General features: G+C 42.4%; 18 protein-coding genes. 9 read left to right on the forward strand and 9 right to left on the reverse strand.

The window, feature by feature from the left end; all coding sequences use genetic code 11:
* Positions 1-316: 316 nt before the first annotated feature.
* A complete protein-coding gene (locus WCM76_09180) occupies positions 317-568 on the reverse strand; it encodes a hypothetical protein (protein ID MEI6765800.1) in 252 nt (83 codons plus the stop codon).
* A gap of 274 nt (positions 569-842) precedes the next feature.
* On the opposite strand from WCM76_09180, the gene WCM76_09185 reads away from it, so the two are divergent.
* The 9 genes from WCM76_09185 (at position 843) to WCM76_09225 (ending at position 8930) form a co-directional block, all read left to right on the forward strand.
* The gene (locus WCM76_09185) at positions 843-1280 is read left to right on the forward strand and encodes a hypothetical protein (protein ID MEI6765801.1); all 438 of its coding nucleotides are present in this window, start codon (positions 843-845) and stop codon (positions 1278-1280) included.
* Positions 1281-1537: 257 nt separating this feature from the next.
* On the forward strand, positions 1538-2170 hold the full coding sequence (locus WCM76_09190; protein MEI6765802.1) for an NAD(P)H-binding protein: 633 nt from the start codon (positions 1538-1540) through the stop codon (positions 2168-2170).
* A 296-nt stretch (positions 2171-2466) separates the two neighbouring features.
* Positions 2467-3198, forward strand: coding sequence for an SDR family oxidoreductase (locus WCM76_09195; protein ID MEI6765803.1), 732 nt, complete (start codon positions 2467-2469; stop codon positions 3196-3198).
* A gap of 274 nt (positions 3199-3472) precedes the next feature.
* Positions 3473-3844: a DoxX family protein gene (locus WCM76_09200; GenBank protein ID MEI6765804.1), complete on the forward strand. Its 372-nt coding sequence runs from the start codon at positions 3473-3475 to the stop codon at positions 3842-3844.
* Between the two features lie 160 nt (positions 3845-4004).
* A complete protein-coding gene (locus tag WCM76_09205) occupies positions 4005-4592 on the forward strand; it encodes a fibrobacter succinogenes major paralogous domain-containing protein (protein ID MEI6765805.1) in 588 nt (195 codons plus the stop codon).
* Positions 4593-4899: 307 nt separating this feature from the next.
* A complete protein-coding gene (locus WCM76_09210; GenBank protein ID MEI6765806.1) occupies positions 4900-5820 on the forward strand; it encodes a hypothetical protein in 921 nt (306 codons plus the stop codon).
* 87 nt (positions 5821-5907) lie between these two features.
* The gene (locus WCM76_09215; protein ID MEI6765807.1) at positions 5908-6312 is read left to right on the forward strand and encodes a zinc ribbon domain-containing protein; all 405 of its coding nucleotides are present in this window, start codon (positions 5908-5910) and stop codon (positions 6310-6312) included.
* 148 nt (positions 6313-6460) lie between these two features.
* The gene (locus tag WCM76_09220; GenBank protein MEI6765808.1) at positions 6461-7882 is read left to right on the forward strand and encodes a hypothetical protein; all 1422 of its coding nucleotides are present in this window, start codon (positions 6461-6463) and stop codon (positions 7880-7882) included.
* Complete coding sequence (locus WCM76_09225) at positions 7869-8930, forward strand: glycosyltransferase family 4 protein (protein MEI6765809.1); 1062 nt, start codon at positions 7869-7871, stop codon at positions 8928-8930. The genes WCM76_09220 and WCM76_09225 overlap by 14 nt, the downstream gene beginning before the upstream one ends.
* 39 nt (positions 8931-8969) lie before the next feature.
* Here WCM76_09225 and WCM76_09230 read toward each other — a convergent pair whose 3' ends face one another.
* The 8 genes from WCM76_09230 to WCM76_09265 are packed head-to-tail and all read right to left on the reverse strand — an operon-like array spanning position 8970 to position 18502.
* Positions 8970-10349, reverse strand: a complete 1380-nt coding sequence (locus tag WCM76_09230; protein ID MEI6765810.1) for a radical SAM protein — start codon at positions 10347-10349, stop codon at positions 8970-8972.
* A 6-nt stretch (positions 10350-10355) separates the two neighbouring features.
* Positions 10356-11201 (reverse strand): class I SAM-dependent methyltransferase, encoded by an 846-nt coding sequence (locus WCM76_09235; protein MEI6765811.1) that lies wholly within the window; start codon positions 11199-11201, stop codon positions 10356-10358.
* Positions 11182-12642, reverse strand: coding sequence for a radical SAM protein (locus WCM76_09240; GenBank protein MEI6765812.1), 1461 nt, complete (start codon positions 12640-12642; stop codon positions 11182-11184). The genes WCM76_09235 and WCM76_09240 overlap by 20 nt, the downstream gene beginning before the upstream one ends.
* A gap of 8 nt (positions 12643-12650) precedes the next feature.
* Complete coding sequence (locus tag WCM76_09245; GenBank protein ID MEI6765813.1) at positions 12651-13589, reverse strand: nucleotidyltransferase domain-containing protein; 939 nt, start codon at positions 13587-13589, stop codon at positions 12651-12653.
* Positions 13589-14266 carry a methyltransferase gene (locus tag WCM76_09250; protein ID MEI6765814.1) on the reverse strand — a complete coding sequence of 226 codons (678 nt, stop codon included), beginning with the start codon at positions 14264-14266 and terminating at the stop codon, positions 13589-13591. Before WCM76_09250 ends, WCM76_09245 begins: the two co-directional genes overlap by 1 nt.
* Positions 14266-15774, reverse strand: a complete 1509-nt coding sequence (locus WCM76_09255) for a radical SAM protein (GenBank protein ID MEI6765815.1) — start codon at positions 15772-15774, stop codon at positions 14266-14268. The genes WCM76_09250 and WCM76_09255 overlap by 1 nt, the downstream gene beginning before the upstream one ends.
* Positions 15771-17009: a hypothetical protein gene (locus WCM76_09260; protein MEI6765816.1), complete on the reverse strand. Its 1239-nt coding sequence runs from the start codon at positions 17007-17009 to the stop codon at positions 15771-15773. Before WCM76_09260 ends, WCM76_09255 begins: the two co-directional genes overlap by 4 nt.
* The gene (locus WCM76_09265) at positions 17006-18502 is read right to left on the reverse strand and encodes an O-antigen ligase (GenBank protein ID MEI6765817.1); all 1497 of its coding nucleotides are present in this window, start codon (positions 18500-18502) and stop codon (positions 17006-17008) included. Before WCM76_09265 ends, WCM76_09260 begins: the two co-directional genes overlap by 4 nt.
* Position 18503 lies beyond the last annotated feature (1 nt).

Consider the following 18503-nt stretch of genomic DNA (forward strand, 5'->3'; position numbering starts at 1 on the left):
GGACGACGCAAGGTCATAAGTCGCCTGTCCGCCTTTGGCGGGTGAGTCGTGAGAAAAAGCCCCCCTGCCCCCCTATAAGGGGGGTAAAAAAAATGTCAACATAGTTTAGGACGACGCAAGGTCATAAGTCGCCTGTCCGCTTTTGGCGGAGGAGTCGTGAGTCAGTTGAAAGGTAAAGGCAATAAAACTATTCCCTATTAGCTGTTTTCGTTTCTGCCAAGGGAGCATTTGTAAATACGTGTGGAACTTTCACACTTGCTCGGGGAGGGATAACACTTGCCTGTGGAGCACTTAGACACGCCAAGGGAATATTTACCTACGCTAAGGGAACATTCACACCCACCTGTGGAACATTCGCATATGCCAAGGGAGCATTCACTCCCTCCAGTGGAATACTCACACACGCCAAGGGAATATTTACATATGCCTGTGGAGTATTTACATACGCTAAGGGAACATTCACACCCACCTGTGGAATACTTACACATGCTTCGGGAGTATTCACACCTTTCTGTGGAATACTTACACATACTTCGGGAGTTTTAGTACCATCGATGAGATTCCTCACTGCATTCCGAATGAAGCGAAGCGTAATGAGGAATCCCTGTGCTTAGTGGAGGAAGGGTAGTTTTGTTCAATTTAAAATTTAAAATTTATAATTTAAAATTTCTATTTGGTATTTGAATATCGTATATATTTACGGTGGATAAGATGAGGGGTGTAGGGTTGTTAAGGCGATATACCGTCAGATACATAATCGTACATTTTTAGGGATAGGGAGGAAATAGGCCGTTACCGGAAATTTCAGAATGACTTATTTCTGGAGAATATTACATTAACCCATGAAACTTTTTAAACGAAAAGAAATAATTCTTATAAGCGACTATACATTAGATTCCGTTGTCAAAATTTTAGAAAGAAAAATGGAACTAAGCGTTGAACCATCGGTTGAGGGTACTTATTTATATGAGACATTAAATGGGACATCCTCTCAACTTGATAATTTTGCATTACTACAATGTTGGGTTGAAAATAATGAAAATAAAACTGAAATCACTGTTTGGTTTAGACCTAATGTTATGTTTATTATTTTGCTAGCTATTACAATACTTTTTGGAATCGCGGGAATATTTTCTACATTAAGTAAAAATGATGCAAGTCAATTAATTGGCTTTGTGCCATTCGTCTTGGTCTTTCTCTTCGGACAAATTGTTAGTGCTTTTAATAAAAGGAACAAAGTAATGGAAATGGAGAGGCTCCTACATTGTTCTTCAGTTTAGTATTGAATTAATTTGAAAATACTTTAGTATATTGAAGACGGATTGAATTTAAGTAAGCATATTTATTGGGATCTATTGAAAAATATTTAAAACATACTCATAGAACGGGTTCAACAACATGCATTTGTTGCTTTGTGATAAACGCAAGCATAAACGAAACAAAATAAACACCGAAAAAGATTAGCATTACCCGCACGGTAATCAAGCCCGGGAAACGTTAGCAGTCAGCTCAACACCGAAATCAATAAAAAAACACAATGAATATAACAATCATAGGAGCCTCGGCCGGAATAGGATTAGAAACAGTAAAAAGAGGATTAAACAGGAATCATTCGATAACGACTCTTTCCCGAACTGAAATTAAAATAGAGGAAAATAGATCGTTAAAAGTGATACTTGGTGATGCAACAAATAAAGTGGACCTATTAAATTCTATCCAAAACGCAGATGCTCTGATTATAACTTTGGGAACTGGCAAGAATATGAAAGCTACTACCATTTTTTCAGATTTCGCAAAATTAATTGTGGAAATACACAGGGAGAACAAAATAGATATCCCATTTATTTTTGTTACAGGATTTGGAGCCGGAGAAAGTAAAAATTATGTTCCCTGGCTTGTAAAAATGTTTTTAAAATACTTTTTAAAAGACGTTTATGCTGACAAAACTAAAATGGAAGAAATTATCACTAATTCAGATCTGAATTGGACAGTTGTGAGACCAGGAAGGCTATTAGAAAAGGGATTGACAGAGAAATACCGTATTGAAAACAAATTATTCAAAGGAATTAATATAGGTGGAATTAATAGAGCTGACGTAGCAGACTTTTTAATAAAACAGGCAGAAAAACAAACTGAATTAAAAAAGTACATTGCGATATCTGAAAAATAGAATAAAAGCCGAAACGTTAACAGCGTACAAGTGCAACCCGAAAAGGGTATGCGCCTGTGCGGGAAACGATAGCAGTCATTGTAAAACAACGTTATTTATTACAACAATATGAAATATGAAACCAGTAAAGAGATTTATTTAGTTCAAATCATTGATGAAAATAAAAATGTGGTGAATAAAAAAATAATAACTCAATAATATTTACACTAAACGAAGACGGAGGAAAAAGTCATCTAATCGTTATAGGCAACACAGATTTTTAACAATAAAACTTAATAAATTAATAGAGTAATTTTATGGAAAACAAAAATGGAAAAGTAGCCCTGATTACAGGAGCAAACAAAGGAATTGGTAAAGAAATAGCACGTCAGTTAGGCTTACGCGGATATACAATTATTCTCGCAGCCCGTGACCAGAATGCAGGTACAAAGGCGGCTGAAGAGCTTATTGCAGCCGGTTGCGATGCTTATACAGTGCCTCTCGAAGTTACCAGTGCGTCCGATATTTCTAATCTTGTGAAATATATCGAAAAGAAATTCGGTAAACTGGACGTTCTGGTAAATAACGCAGGAATAGCTATAGAATGGGACGGTGAACCAACCAACGCGGAAAAAGTCCGCCGTACACTCGAAATCAACCTTATCGCGCCTTATGCTATTACCGAAGCATTAGTACCTCTTCTCTCATTGAGTGACGATGCAAGAATAATTAATCATTCGTCGCAGTTGGGTTCTATTAACGCGGCAGAGAATATGTGGCAGTATATTTCGGGATTTATGACTGTGGGATATTCTACTTCTAAAGCCGGGCTTAACATGCTTACACAGATTCAATCAAAAACATTGGCTGATAAAGGTATTGCAGTAGCCGCAGCTCATCCCGGTTGGGTAAAGACCGACCTGGGTTCAGATGCTGCCCCTATGGAAGTTGAAGAAGGAGCAAGTACAGCAGTTAGTCTTGTTACCATTGCAAGAGACCAGTTTCCTCATGGACAGCTGGTACACAAGGGCGAGCGCATACCCTGGTAGAACCGATTACAATTATAACGTTTTGATTCCATACAGCTTGCGGCTTCGTGAGACATGAGCTCTTTGCTGGAATTGAATATTGGCATTAACCTTTTCAGTGAATATGATATTATCCTATATTTGAGGTGGAGATATATTAAACTAAGGGGTATTTGTCAGGCAATACTATGAGGTTAGACAGTATTTGAATGATAATGTAAGTGCGTTGAACAATTAAGCGGCCATTGTGGTGAAACTCAATAAATGACAATTAACAATTAAACAAACACAGGAAATGAAGAAAGACAAAATACTATTCTGGACAGCAACATCAATCATTGCGTTATTCGAAGGAGTAATGCCGGCATTAACTTCACAGACAGAACTTGCCAAAGAAGGAATCAGACATTTGGGTTATCCTGATTACTTTGGAACCGCATTGGTTATTTTTAAGGTGCTGGGCGTTTTGGCATTACTTATTCCTCAGATTCCGAAACGAATAAAAGAATGGGCATATGCCGGTTTTGCTTTTGACTTTATTTTTGCCTCCATAAGTCACGGGGCCGTTGACGGAATAAATGGACAAACATTTTTCCCATTGCTTGTATTCGGAATTCTGGCCGTTTCATATATTTACTATCACAAATTAAACGATAACAAAAAATAACCATCATGCCGGTTTAGCTTCTTGAGAACAAGCATAAACACCGGGAAGATTCGCAGTATTCAAACGTTACAGTTCAACATCATAACCTCTATTGATTCAATCAATGACGATATTTTTGAGAAGAGATATTTCAACGTATAAACTCAATAACCAACAACTCATGAACGTAAAATCTGCGCTGTTAGCCTGTATAATTATTATTTCCGGGCTGCTTTCCAAAGCCCAAAGTACGGATACCCTAACCGATGCACGGGATGGTAAAAAATACAAGACAATAACCATTGGCACCCAGACGTGGATGGCCGAAAACCTGAATTACGATATGTCCGGCAGCTGGTGTATTGATTGTGAAATCTACGGTCGTGTATATACTTACAAGGCGGCAACAACCGGCTGCCCCAACGGCTGGCACTTACCTTCCGAAGCAGAATGGAATGTGTTAACCGACGCCGCCGGAGGACGAAGTGTAGTAGGAGGCAATTTAAAAGAAGCCGGGACCGGACACTGGAAAGCGCCCAACACAGGCGCTACCAACGCAAGCGGATTTACGGCCTTGCCTCATGGTTACCGCAGCATGAACGGAATCCTGAACTTCAAAACAAAAATGGGCTCCTGGTGGAGCTCTGCCACGGATCCGAAATACCCGATGAATGCCATGAGTCTGCGTCTCGATTTTAACAGAAGTGATGTGACATATGTGCCTTCTGATAAGAACGTTGGATTATCAGTAAGATGCCTTAAGGATTAATGATAACATTGTCTCGACTTGACCTGCATGACTTCAAATGGGGGTGAAGGCTAAAAGCTAAATGCACAAAGCAAAAAGGGAAAAAACGTTCAACTTTCAGCCTTAACCTTTACCTGCCATTTGTTAATTGTAATTCCCAATTGAACCAAATCATATATATTTACCGGCGCACATATTAGCGGCAAAAAGACAGATTCCGTTAAGAAATGCGCTGATTCTTATTATAAGGTGAGGAAATGAACAAGTGCTGTTCATTATCAGACAAGGGTTACTTCCAACTTGATTGAACCAATAAATACAAAATACTATGAGAACAGTTGCAATTATTTTTTTGACTTTTTTGGTTTTGGCCGGTTGTAAAAAGGATAAGTACGGTAACCTCGTACATAAAGTAAAATTTACATCTTCAAAAGGACAAAAAGGTAAAAGCATGACCATGGCAGATGATCTCCGGTATACTCAATTTGGCGATTATATCACTAGCCTGACACCCACCGGTTTTAAGGGTGATCTTGATATGATAAGAATTTTTGGAAATACCATTGCTTCCGACAATCATGCTGTTGCCATGACATTGATACTGCCCGGTTCGGGCGATAATACTCACTTTGCTGATTTCTCCGGCAATGCCGAAATAACAGTGTCTCCCACATTATGCGGCCCGTTTGTCAATGTCAATGAAGATGGGTCAGGAGGATGCTTTAAAGATGATGCAATTTTTAAATTCTTACAGATTGGATTGCATAATATCGTACAGGTAATTGAATTGCCTGTTCAATACAGCAGCGTTAATTTGTCGCAGTTTTTAGGTCAGTACTCCGGCGATTCCATACAACATGGCACTACGCTTAATGTTGATATGTATCCGCTTATTGGGAAAATCAACGACACTCTTCAATTTTTCAAACAGCCCATGACTTTTTATTTTGGAATGATTGATGCGACGACGCTTTATTCAAGCGGTCCTTCTGTGCCGATGCCGTCTTCACTCAACGAAAATCAGGATATGCCTGTCCCTTTTGTATGGAGCAATAATTTCAGCGAATGGACGCTGAAGTCTCCCGGAAACGGAGAAACCATAACAATTACTTCTACTATAGGTTTCGACAATGAAAATCTAATCCAGATTTATGCGGGTGCAGATAATATTCCCTACACAAGTGATGATATCATTGTGTATGCTCCTAATTTCTGGGAAAGAATTTATATTAATGTAACAACTGATTAATAATAAAACCCGACGCACGTTTGATTGCATACGAGCGTCATGGTTCGTTATAAGGAAGCCCATAGAATCACCCTAATGAACTTACACATGAAAACCTGCCCGAATTGTAAAACATCCATGGACGATAATTTTGATGTGTGCTGGAACTGTGGTTACAGCTTGCCCGAGGAGCGCGTGATAGAGGAGAAGGAATATGCAGAGAGCTGTCCCAATTGTGGCATAACACTGGATTCAAATTATCAGTTCTGTCCCAACTGCCAGTACCTGCTGAAGATGAATAACTCTCTGTTTGATCCAGACGACGGTAAGCTTAAGGCCGACTGCCTCAGATGCCACACGCCGCTTATCTTTAACGGAAATTATAAGTTTCATGAAGGCGGGCCGCTACAAAACTTCTTTGAGATAGTAACGAACCGCCAATCATACGATACGTATTTCTGTCCCAAATGCGGTAAAATAGAATTCTATCTGCCGGTGAAGGAAGGCGATTGAAACAGTAATTAGTATTTAGTAGTAAGTAATTAGTACAAAATGGAACAGCATCAGCATCTTCATGTTCACGAAGTAATGACTGAATTGCAACGAAGCCGTATTCGCAGTTAATCCTGAAAAGAGTATCTTTGAAAGATATGCCGCATCGATGAAACATTTACGACTGTACCTTTTTATTTTGATTCCGCTCGGCGTCTTTGTTATCATACGCGTTTGTTTCGGCTTTAACGGATTGTATGGTCAGGACAGCCACGAATACCTGCGCTTTGCCGAATGGATTCGAACAGCATTGCACGGCAGCGCCGAACCTACAAGTTTTTTCTGGCCTGTTATATACCCGATGTTGGGCGGTCTTGTTTCATATATTACAGGCAACACGGCACTTGTGCTGCAACTCATATCGCTGTGCGCGTTCATTATCTCACTGTTCTTTTTTCGCGGAATACTGCTGATGTGGCATCCCACAAGAATAACAGAAATTGAGGTATTTATTTTGGTGACCATCCTTCCGGCCTCATGGTTTTTACGAGGAGCCATTTTTGTAATGAGCGATATTACTGCCGTGATGTTCACCTTCGGCGCGGTGTATTATCTGTACCGCATTACGTTCACAGCAAAAGCCCTGCATTTGATGATGGGCGCGTTGTTTACGGTACTCGCATTTTTTACACGATATCCTGCCGCTTTGATAATTGCGCCCTGGGCTGTGTATGCCACTGTTGCGCTGTTCCGTAAGTTCCGCTTCTTAAGTCTTGCCGGGGCATTGCTTGTGCTGGTGGGTTGCTCATTTCTGCTGCTGCAGGTTAAGAGCGAAAACATCACCGGACTGATTACTCATCCGCTCATTACGTACTGGTCAATCAATAATTTTCTTGCATCCTCGTTCAGCTCCGCTGATGGTTCGGTACAATATTATCTTGCAAATGTTCTCTATGCCTTCTCGGCCATACTGCATCCTGCCTTTCTGCTGCCCGGCTGGGTGCTGGTGTTCTTTATCCGCAGGCGTGATACCGATCAATGGCACGCAAAGCTTGCGCTTATGTCTGTGGTGATGTATTCGTTGTTGCTGATGGGACTTGCATTTCAGAATCCGCGCTTCCTGATGCTCAGTTTCCCGATGATTGCCTTCCTTTGTCTTCCCGCGTTTATAAGGGTTTATACAAAACTGTCGGCATGGCGATTTATGCTTCCGGCTTTTATTATTCTTATAATCATGGCTGATGCGGTGGTATTCACGTATTCCTTCCGCAGCTTCTACAGGCTTAACAAACTGGAGCAGACCATTGCTTCCGACCTTGTGACCAATCATTCGGGAAACACCGCCATCTATACCTTTTCAATTGATCCTGCTCTGCGTTCCTATCATGTCGCGAATCCGATAAGGAATATGTGGGTGAAGGAATACGACGATTTTGAGAAAGGCGCTCTGGTACTGTATAATTGCGATGCATTCAAACGGCAGTGGAAAGACCGCAACCCGGTAAAGAACTGGGAGAAGCTTCAGAAAGAACATCAATTACTTGTGCTGAGCGAGTATTCTGACGGATGGAAACTATATGAAATCAGGTAAACGAATTATAATTATTACGCCCGGCTTTCCTGCCAATGAACAAGATACCAGCTGTATTCCGGGATTGCAGGTTTATGTTAAAGCGCTGTCGCGCTATCATACGGAATATGAACCTGTGGTTATAACCTTGCAATATCCGTTTACGAAAGAGCCGTACCGCTGGCAAGATGTTCCGGTGTTTCCGTGTGGCGGTCGCAATCGTGGCGGCATAAACCGTGTGCTCACCTGGCTGCATGCAGACAAGCTTTTTGATGAACTTGCTCAGGAGAAAATGCCTTCGTTGGTACATTCGTTCTGGCTGAACGAAGCATGTCTGGCCGGTATTGCTAAATCAGCCGAATACGAAATTCCGCATGTGAGCAGCATTCTGGGGCAGGATGTGCTTCCGGCGAACCGCTATTTGCGCGGTCTTAATTTAAGCCGAACAATGGTTGTGGCGCCTTCATATTTCAGTCTTGAAACACTGACAAGTCATACTTCGCTTGCGCACAGCACTGTTATTCCCCTGGGTGTCGACCCCGATGAATTGCCTGTCAGAACGAACGCCGAAAGGGACATCGACCTGCTGGGGGTGGGCTCTCTCATCCGTCTAAAGCATTATGAGATATTAGTTGACGTTCTGTCTGAGCTGAAAAGAAATAATCCGGGAATAAAAGCGGTTATTGCCGGCGATGGTCCTGAAAAGCCTCGCTTAATTGAGCTTACAGAGCAATATGGCTTACAGGATAATATTACGTTTGCCGGAAAACTGCAACGTCCTGAAGTGCTGGAATTGATGGGTAGAAGTCGTGTGTTGATGCATCCATCAGAAATAGAGGGTTTCGGGATGGTGTGTGCCGAGGCGCTGAACATGGGTATGCGTGTGGTATCGCGCCGTGTCGGATCAGTGCTGGAGCATCCGAACTGGCGCTATGCAAACACCATGAATGAATTCTTTGCTCAAACCACTGCATCACTAAACGAACCGCAGCCTGCAACACAGGAAGTGTTTTTTGATATCCGTCAATGCGTTAACGCGTATGCTGAGCTGTTTGAAAGGCTTATCTAAAAACCGGATACTTTGTCATTCCGAGCGTAGCGAGGAATTTTATTGAAACAGCATCTGAATGGACGCGATGAAAGATTTTACAAAGAATTTCAATTTCGAAATACCCGGTGCTGAACGCTGCGCCATTACCGCATTATGAACTTTCCGCACTGCGTAACGGTAGTATTTCATTGAGTACGTCCGTTTGAAATCAATGTCGCGGTCGGAATGTGTTGCCCATTCGGGTTGAGGGAACATTTTGTCGGCAACGTCATTAAAGAATTTCGTTCCTTTGATAGGGTAGGCGATGGTAAGCGTAAAGAGATCGGGAGCGCTCTCTTTCAGGTATTTTATGGTTTGTGCAATGTCGCGTTTCGTTTCGCCCGGATAGCCCAGCATGATAAAGGTTCCGGTACCGATGCCGTATTTCCCGGCAAGTTTCATCATAGCAGTAACACTTTCGGGTGTTGTCCTGCGGTTCATGAACTCAAGCACTGCTGCAGAACCGCTTTCGGCACCGATCCAAATGCGGATACAACCGCTCTGCTTCAGCCATTGCATGATTTCTTCATCAAGCCTGTCGGCACGCGTGATAATTTCGTATTGCAGCTGCAATTGTTTTTCCGCGCAAAGCGCCGCGAATTCCTGCATCCATGCTTTATCTATGGTAAATACGTCGTCCACAAACCAGATTCTGTCGAATGAATATTGCTGTTTCAGCGATTCAATTTCGCTGATTACCGAAGCAGCACTTCTGCGACGCACTGTATTTCCATAAACAGATTTGCTGCACCAGTTGCAGGAAAACGGGCAGCCGCGCATGGTGCTGACATTTACGGAGCTGTATCCGTGTTTCGATTTCCATGCATCCAGATAGCGGTTCAAATCAATTTTATGCCGGGCAGGAAACGGCAGACTGTCGAGGTGGGAGATTAGAGGCCGGTCGGGGTTTGTGACTACGCGACCATCAGTTAAATGCGCTGTTCCGGCAATACCGGAGGCCGGCTGATTATGATTATCCAACAAGGCTTTTGCAAGTTCAAAAACCGTTTGCTCGCCTTCGCCCGTGACAAGATAATCGAATCCATGACTGAGGTATTCCTTTGTATAATGCCTGACATCCGGCCCGCCGACGATGATAATTGTATTTCTAAATTGTTCATTTGTACGCAGAAACGATGCCATTTGCAACACTCTTTTCCGTGTCATCAATGTCGAATAAAAACACAGCATTCGGGGAAATGCTGCCGTTATTTGTGCTTTCCATTCGTCGAAAGTGGCGAAAGTGCTGTCCAGTACAGTGTTTTGTAAGCCTTGCTGTTCAAGGTGCGCGGAAATGTATAACAATCCCAGAGGTGGGTAGGGCATCATGATACGCTGTTCCTGTGCATCTTCATGCAAAAAATATCCGTGCGTAAGTATGATGTCTGTTTCTTTCATACTGTTTTACTGTTCTGCACTCTCATTATGAATCGTTTCCTGTTTTTGAAATGCTATGAAATAATGATCGGCGAAGTTAGAAAACAAGGCAATACCGCCAAACAATTTATCCAATGTACGGAGCAGCCCAAGCTGGAAACTGTGTTTTTGAAAATACGGATTCAGGTATGATGGCGGCACAAAGAGTCCGATGGGCCGCATAAACAGAAGAGTGAAATTATCGTTGAAAAGCCGTTTCATCACCTTTGGCGAATGATACCATGTTTCAGTTATTCCGCTGCCGGTTGGGACCATCACACCGGTATGCTTCTGCCTTCTGAAAGCCTGCTTCCGGTTTCCTTTAAGAATAAAATACAAACGTTCCCAGCAGCATTGTGTTCCCATAACTACCATTACACATCGACCGCCGGGTTTGAGAAGAGTATGGAGATCACGATTTAATTTTTCAATATCGGTAGCGGAAATACAGTTCAATCCTCCGAAGTTTGAAAATATAATATCAAACTTTTTGTCGGGGAACAATGTAAGCGCATCATTAAATGAGCAAGTCATGAATACCGGGGCTTGCGAAAGATGTTCCTTCGTTACTTTGGCTGAAGCGACAGCAATCATGTTCTCTGAAATATCGGTTGCTATTACTTTATGACCAAGTGATGTGAAATGCATTGCATCTTCGCCGGTACCACAATTCAGTTCAAGAATTTCAAGGGAATCAGGATTATGCAATATTTTTTCAACCTGCTTCCAAACCTGTGCACGCTGAAGTCTTCCGACGGCAGTGCAGGTGAAACTGCTGTCATAATCCGCAGCCATGCTGTCAAAAGTGCTCCGGCTATTTTGTTCTTTGGGCATTCATGTTCATTTTAGCGATGATGGATGCCGGAATATAATAGGCAATGGAAGCGCAGCGTTTGAGTGTGATGTAATCCGGAGCAAAAGGAAATCGTAACAATTTCTTCAACGCGGCGAAACCCTGTTTTTTTCTGAAGTTCTTATGCACGTAGCGATGCAGCGCCCTATAAAAATCTGCGGAGTAGGTATTACGAAACATGAGTTTGAGCTCATCGGAGTCGGTCCAGTTGGCTTTTTCTTTCAGGTCGTTCTTAACTTTTTCATGAAAAACGGTTCCCGGCAGCGGATAGGAAATGGAAATGCCGATATCTTCGGGCAAAAGCTCATTCAGCATCTTTATCGTGAGACTGATATCGTGCAAAGTTTCTCCGGGATAGCCGAATTGCAGAAAGAATGCGGGGCGTATGCCGTATTTTTTAAGGAGGCGGCAAGCCGTATAAATATCTCCGAGCTGAAGATTTTTGTCCATGGCATCGAGTATTTTCTGCGAGCCGCTTTCGGCGCCCAGCCATACTGTTTCGCATCCCGATCTTGCCAGAGCCGCAACTGTTTCCTCATCTTTAAGTAAGTCGGCACGCGACTGAATGGTATATCGGAAGCGCAGCCCCGCAGAAAATACTTCTACAGCGAACTTTTGAATCCATCCGGGTGTCAGACCGAAAATATCATCACAAAACCAGACCTTATTAAAGCTGTAACGAGCGTATAATTGTTTCAGTTCTTCTGTTACATTTTGGGGTGAGCGTGAATGATAGCGGTATCCGTAAATCGGCTTTGCACACCAGTTGCAGCGGTATGGACAGCCCCGGGTCGTTGCCATGTTAATGGTAAAACTACCGTAACGATGCATCCACATGCTGCGATATGCATTCATGTTAACCAGTTCGTATGCAGGAAACGGCAGTTGATCGAGCTCGGAAATTACGTCTCTTTTTGTGGTATGAATCACTTCATTTTGCTCTTCGAATATCAAACCGGAAATATCCTTTACATTCGCAGCGCCTCGTTCCAGCGCATTCATGAGTTCGAGCAGCGTAATCTCGCCTTCGCCGCTGATAATATAATGAGCCTTGTGCGCGATATATTTTTCGTAATGATCGGTTGAATCGGAGCTGCAGACAATAACAATGCATCCGGCATCGCTTGCCAAACGTGCCATTTTGAAGGCAGCTTCGCGCATATTGGTGAGGCACATTTTTGTCAGGTAGTTGAAACCGTCGTCGTAGATTACCAGATAGCGCGGTTTTTCACGTTCTAATGCCGGTTTCAGTTCATCCGGAGAATCGCAAAACATCACATCATGTACTGCGACATCAAAACCATTCTTGCGCAGCAATGAAGCGGCATAAAGCGTTCCAAGAGGTGCATAAGGCTGTTGTAATCCCCATTGCTTCGGGTCGAATTTCAGGAAATACGAATGTGTGAACAACACTTTTGCCATGATGATACCTAATTTGCAATGCCCAGTTCCCTAAGCTTTTCATTGTATTTTTCCAGGACTTTCATTTGAAATCCCTGTGGGTGATATTTTGAAATGTAGTGTGCTGAACGAATATTTATTTCAAAGAAATCTGTGTCCTTATTTTTGTATTTCTTTTCCCAGTGTTTCTGTGTGATACGATAGCACCACACTTCCGCCTTTTGGCCAAACCTTTTTCCGAACAAGGGCTCAGCAAGGCGCTTCAGAAGACTCCTGCGTTGTTTTTGTATATATTCCGTTGCAGGAAGCGGTTTGTTCGGATAATAATGACGGCACCATTCATTTGCAGCAAAAAACGATTTGCACAGGCTGCTGTTATACATTGGCAGTGCGTAGGCAAGTTCTGTAGCGGTAAAAATGTTGTGTTCCGGAATACTCAGATTATCTGAATCCACAAAATAATTCACACAGAAGTATTTCCTCGAATTGAACAGAACCGTTTTCTTAAAAGCAATAAGTATAGTGCGCGCCAGCCAAAGTTTCCCGGGGCGGGTAATAATAAAATAATCAATGTCACCGTCGGTATCTATAAATCCTTTTGACAGCGAACCGGAGATGAAAACCGCTTCCACAAAAGGAAATTTGGAGATAAGATTAGAATAAAACCGTGCTTTACGGAGATATTTTTCGGCTTTGATATTGCCCCGAATGCGACGGCTTACTTTTTCATTCTCATTTCCTAAAAAATAATACCCGTCAACACAATTTACCGAACCGCTTTTGGTGAGCCTGTCAAGCGAATGCTGCATTTCTTCGCGTGTAACCAACGGTGAAGGGCAATTGATGTGGAGCTCATCTTCGCGCAGCGGATAGCGGAACACATCGAAATATGCGAGTGTTTTAAGCAGTGCAACTTCCATGGGCTCATTGCTTGCATGCCCAAATATATTGGCATTAGCGCTTTCCATCAAGCATTTGTTTGTTTATTACTTACCCTGAAAATGTAATTCCTTTCAGTTATAAGCTTTTTAGTTTTTTGTAAATTTAATGAAAATCCGTTGGCGCTCCCAATTTCAGAAATGATATCTGTCCGGCAATCTTCTGAAAGAACCATCAACACCTGAGTATCATCATTGAGATAGGGGCGTATACTGCTAAAAAGTCCGCGGAAATATTCAGCATCTTCTCCGCAGAACCATGCTCGCTCATCCATATTCGCTGGCTTTTTTATATAATACGGCGGATTGATGATGATAATGTCAAACTGCTGTAATGGAATGTTCATATACAGGTCGGATTGCAATACGGTAATATCCACATGATTAATTGCAGCATTTTCTGTTATGTTCTTTACCGCTGAAGGATTGATATCAGATGCCGTAACATCTGCACCAGCTTTTGCGCAGTATACGGACAGGAAGCCGCTTCCTGCGCCCAGTTCGTGAATTCTTTTGTGATGAAGTTCTAACGTAGACAGATATTCCATCATGAAACGGGTGCTGAAAAACAGGCCCGGATGAAACACTCCCGGAAATATCTTTACCACGATATCACCATGTTTCCAGCGGCGCTCCCTCCGCTGATAACGGCGAAAAATCGGATACAGAAACTTGGCGGATATTTTTCTGAGATAATTTTTCATCATTAAAAACCTTCTTTATCAGGATGGCGGTATCTCTGCAATTTTAATAACAACATTAATTCGTATGGCCAATAATAAAAATGCGTCCTGTACCTTAAATATGAAGCAATCCGCATTAATACGCGCATTCCATTATGCAGTCTGATATCCGTATCTGAAGGATAATAGCACTGGAAAACCGTTTCAAACCCAAGTATTTTACACACCATTGATTTGGTTAGCCAGGGCGTATTCGGATTTTTGCGCATGTCAATACCTTTGAAATCGTCGCTGATCCATTCATCCAGTGACTGTGGAAAAACAAATCCACTCTTTTGTGCTTGCGAATACAAATCGGATTCATCAGCAGGCACCGGACTGTATGCATAGATTATTATTTCAGTGTTGCGAAATGTGTGTTTCAGCTTTCTGATAAAACTGATATCGGCTGAAATGCCTGACGATACTGCTTTCGATGAATCAGCAGGCAAACCCAGTACAAATGAAAATTCGGGAATGATGCCTGCGTTTAAAAGACGTTCTGCAATATTAAAGATGCCTGTTCCGGAAACACTGCCTCCTTTGTGCATCTGCTGTAAGGCTTTGCTATTGCCGCTTTCGGCGCCCATGAATATCATTTTACATCCCGATTCTGACAGCAACCTCAGACTTTCATCTGAATAATTATTCAACGTATCGGGTCTGCCTTCCGCCCACCATGAAATTTCCTGTCCTATTATCAAACGGGCAAATTCAACGGCGCGATTTTCGGAAACGAAGAAATTGTTATCATGAAATTCAACGGCATCAATGCCATATGCTTTTTTAAGATCAAGCAATTCTTGTGCAATCTTCGATGCGCTTTTTCCTTTCCAAACTGATTGGAAAACCGGTACCACGCCGCAAAACGAACATGAGAACGGACAGCCATAACTGGAATGATAGCCCAAGGTTTTAGAACCGAGCCATGTTTTTGGAAGGTAGGCTTTCAAATCGTAAATACCGTTGAGCCATTGATAGGGTAGAGTTGGCAAGGTATCAGGATCGGGAATATGAGCAGGTTCAGTCCGGCAAATATGGGCATTCTTTTTGAAGACAAGCCCTGAAATATTTTCTGTATTGCCACCGCTTTCAAGTGCGCCAATCAATGCAGGAAAGCTTTCTTCAGCAGGTCCGATGGCTATATAATCCACAATGCCTGATTCTATGGTTACCTGCGAATGATTCGACGGGAAATAACCACCCCAGATAATCACAATTTCAGGAAATAATTTACGAATGCGACGGCAAAGGGGCACTGCCTGTTTTAGCTGAGGACCGGGCATTACGGTACAACAGAAATAACGGGTTTCGCCTTTCTGCAATATTTGTTCAATTTTATTCCACGGATCTTGTTCCAGATTCCCGTCAACAAACATATCCTGAGGTATGATGGATACAACTGAAAGCAGCGACAGCAGGCTGTTCGGAATACGCGGTTTTGAGTTCGTAGCCCGCGGATTAAAATACAGTATGCCGTTTGTTCTGCTCATAGATCCGGCTCTGTCGGGTGAAATTCATAAACGTTTACATCATCATCACTGACGACAGAACGCTTTGAATTGATGAGTAATATCAGCAGCATCAACCATTGTGTAAATGCTGCATTATATATGGCGCCCGTAATGCCCCATTCACGAATAATGAGGAATCCGGAAATACTTCCTGCAACCAGACAAGAAGCTATCACAATCATGATCAGGGTTTGTCTGCCATTTTTATATGCCTCGTACATTGCCGGAAAATAAAAGTACACAGGAATGCAAAATAAAATCCCGGCAACGAGTATGCTCAAGCCGCTGTTGAATTGATAAACAAATTTTACGATGCACCACACAGCTATTCCTGATAATGGTGCGGCAAAAATTCCGAAACGCAGCAGCCATATTCTAATTTTTTTGAATGTGCCGGCGCTTGCGCGATACAGGCTCTTTGTAACAGGTGTTATGAGCAAAGAGGGAACAGCCATAGATGCCAGAAGCAGGTTCATATATACCTGACAATAGGCTTTCTCGGTGTCGGAAAGAAAGGTGTTCACGATGAGTTGTTCAAGGCGTGAATGCAGCAGACCGGCCATCCCGATAAGGAAGAAGGGAAGCGCCGCAATGATGTGTTTGGTATTGATTACGGAATGTGAGAATGAAAGACTTCTATAGAAAAACAGCGATACAAAAACTGCTTTAAGAATATCGGCAAGCATCAGAACAATAATGATATCCTCTGTTACAGGAGCTGTGGGCGTAAGCAACAGATAGGCTGCAACAATACACGCACCGGTCAGTTCCGTCATTGCCATCATTCCGAATTTCTTGTCAAATATAACGATGGGTTCAAAAGATGTATAGACGAAGCGCGCTGCAAGCCACGCTGTGCAGTATAACCAGAGCATTATATCTCTGCCTGTCAGAAAATAGAGCATAGCCGAAAGCAATGGAAGCAATATTGCGCGCGTAAGCAAAGAGTCCGAATAAACGTGTGTAATCCTTGATGGCTCCAGGCTGAATTGTCGTAATAAATAATCTTTTGAACCCCAGGAAGCGATTCCGGTGAACAGGAAAACCCATAGGCTGATATTAGCAACGCTGCCCCACAACTCTTTTGAGAAATAATGTACAACAAGAATCGAAATAATGAAGCCGGAAACAGCGGGAGCAAACATCCTTAGTGCAAAAAGCAATGCCGCGAATGCCCGTTTCTTGCCGGTTTTATTATCCCGCTGTTTGTTCATAACCTTTCATTATTTGGGCTGATGTCATAATCAACGGTAGTTGCTGAAAGCTCCTTTTTATACGAAATATCAAGTATAACAAGACCTGCGAGTGCTCCAAAGGCAAGCATCGCCATTTTGTCAATATCCAGAAAAGCGTTGAAGATACTGTGTATATAAATTGTGAAAAGCGCAAGCAGCAAGCCGGTCGCCAGTGCTTGAGTATAGCGGTCGCGGCTTTTATAAATAATTTTCATTCCGGTATACACTGCGAAGAACAGCTGCGCCAGAAAAATAATAAAGCCAAAAAATCCCATTTCAGACAGGTATGTGAGATATTCGGAATGCGCATGCCCCCGATTACCGGTCACTGTGCTGATGCGTGTCATTTCAGAACGCACCTGATATAAGCCGTAATTGTACTGATAGGTTCCGGGACCGAAACCGACTATCGGTCTGTCGGCAAACATTCGAAGTGCGCATTTCCAGCGGTTGATGCGTTCCATGTTGGAAGCATCTGTCTGTATATTTGAAACGGACTCCACGTGCTCACTCAGGTCGCGCGCATTACTCTTAGAATCATTGCGTCGGGCCATTTCTGTGAGTGAATCAAAATTCAGAAATATAATCAATGCAAGCAAACTCGTTCCGATTAAAAATGTTGAGAACTTTGTTCTGAACCAGATTAATGCTGCAAAAATCAGCGTTATCAAAATGCTCAGCCATGCCGCCCTTGAAAACGAAAGTATAAGCCCCACAATGATGACAGCGGTAAGAGACCAAAGCAATATTTTCAGTGTTTTTCCTTTGCCATTGCGCGTTTGGTATGCGGCAATTATAACAAGCACCGGAGCGAGAAAAGCCAGTACTGCACCATAAATCGTATGGTCGTTAAAAAATGGAACGGTCATTTTATAAGCAGCGGCCGGAATAAAATTATAGCGTGCATGGAATGCAATACTTGATATTACCGGGATAATCATACCAATTCCATAAATAATAAATGCCAGCGGAATGTTCTTTTTATTTTTAAAAAGTTCTGCTGCGAAAAAATAAAATACGGCAAGGTAAATGAGTCGTATAAAAGCCCGCTTGTAGGAATACAAAGGAATGGTGCTGTAAAAACTGCAAATCAGCATCCAGCATAAGTCGGCACATAGAATGATGGTGATAGGGTGAAATAACAAATCACGACTGATTGAAGTACCGGTAAAAGCCCTTCCCATAATAAAAATTCCGAGCAGAAATACAATAAACTCTGATGGAAACGAAAGGTTGCTGCCGCCACCAATACCAATGGGTACGGATACCGGAATAAGAAAGATAAGGGCGTAAAAAAGGAGTTTTTTCTTAAAGAAAAGCAGGTACAGCAACAGCACGCCCGCCAGAATTTCGAGCGTGAAAAATGCAGGTACTTTGTAACCAAGCAAATAGCAAAGGTTGATGCAGCCAACCAGCAGACAGATAACAATATAGAGCCAATACTTTTTTATGGATGCTGCAATGATATTCATG

The sequence above is a fragment of the Bacteroidota bacterium genome (assembly GCA_037133915.1).
GTDB lineage: Bacteria > Bacteroidota > Bacteroidia > Bacteroidales > CAIWKO01 > JBAXND01.

What these genes read in the sequence shown, in the direction of transcription:
- WCM76_09185 (MEI6765801.1), top strand. Translation starts at nt 843, where the DNA reads ATGAAACTTTTTAAACGAAAAGAAATAATTCTTATAAGCGACTATACA.
- WCM76_09190 (MEI6765802.1), top strand. Translation starts at nt 1,538, where the DNA reads ATGAATATAACAATCATAGGAGCCTCGGCCGGAATAGGATTAGAAACA.
- WCM76_09195 (MEI6765803.1), top strand. Translation starts at nt 2,467, where the DNA reads ATGGAAAACAAAAATGGAAAAGTAGCCCTGATTACAGGAGCAAACAAA.
- WCM76_09200 (MEI6765804.1), top strand. Translation starts at nt 3,473, where the DNA reads ATGAAGAAAGACAAAATACTATTCTGGACAGCAACATCAATCATTGCG.
- WCM76_09205 (MEI6765805.1), top strand. Translation starts at nt 4,005, where the DNA reads ATGAACGTAAAATCTGCGCTGTTAGCCTGTATAATTATTATTTCCGGG.
- WCM76_09210 (MEI6765806.1), top strand. Translation starts at nt 4,900, where the DNA reads ATGAGAACAGTTGCAATTATTTTTTTGACTTTTTTGGTTTTGGCCGGT.
- WCM76_09215 (MEI6765807.1), top strand. Translation starts at nt 5,908, where the DNA reads ATGAAAACCTGCCCGAATTGTAAAACATCCATGGACGATAATTTTGAT.
- WCM76_09220 (MEI6765808.1), top strand. Translation starts at nt 6,461, where the DNA reads ATGAAACATTTACGACTGTACCTTTTTATTTTGATTCCGCTCGGCGTC.
- WCM76_09225 (MEI6765809.1), top strand. Translation starts at nt 7,869, where the DNA reads ATGAAATCAGGTAAACGAATTATAATTATTACGCCCGGCTTTCCTGCC.
- WCM76_09230 (MEI6765810.1), bottom strand. Translation starts at nt 10,349, where the DNA reads ATGAAAGAAACAGACATCATACTTACGCACGGATATTTTTTGCATGAA.
- WCM76_09235 (MEI6765811.1), bottom strand. Translation starts at nt 11,201, where the DNA reads ATGCCCAAAGAACAAAATAGCCGGAGCACTTTTGACAGCATGGCTGCG.
- WCM76_09240 (MEI6765812.1), bottom strand. Translation starts at nt 12,642, where the DNA reads ATGGCAAAAGTGTTGTTCACACATTCGTATTTCCTGAAATTCGACCCG.
- WCM76_09245 (MEI6765813.1), bottom strand. Translation starts at nt 13,589, where the DNA reads ATGGAAAGCGCTAATGCCAATATATTTGGGCATGCAAGCAATGAGCCC.
- WCM76_09250 (MEI6765814.1), bottom strand. Translation starts at nt 14,266, where the DNA reads ATGATGAAAAATTATCTCAGAAAAATATCCGCCAAGTTTCTGTATCCG.
- WCM76_09255 (MEI6765815.1), bottom strand. Translation starts at nt 15,774, where the DNA reads ATGAGCAGAACAAACGGCATACTGTATTTTAATCCGCGGGCTACGAAC.
- WCM76_09260 (MEI6765816.1), bottom strand. Translation starts at nt 17,009, where the DNA reads ATGAACAAACAGCGGGATAATAAAACCGGCAAGAAACGGGCATTCGCG.
- WCM76_09265 (MEI6765817.1), bottom strand. Translation starts at nt 18,502, where the DNA reads ATGAATATCATTGCAGCATCCATAAAAAAGTATTGGCTCTATATTGTT.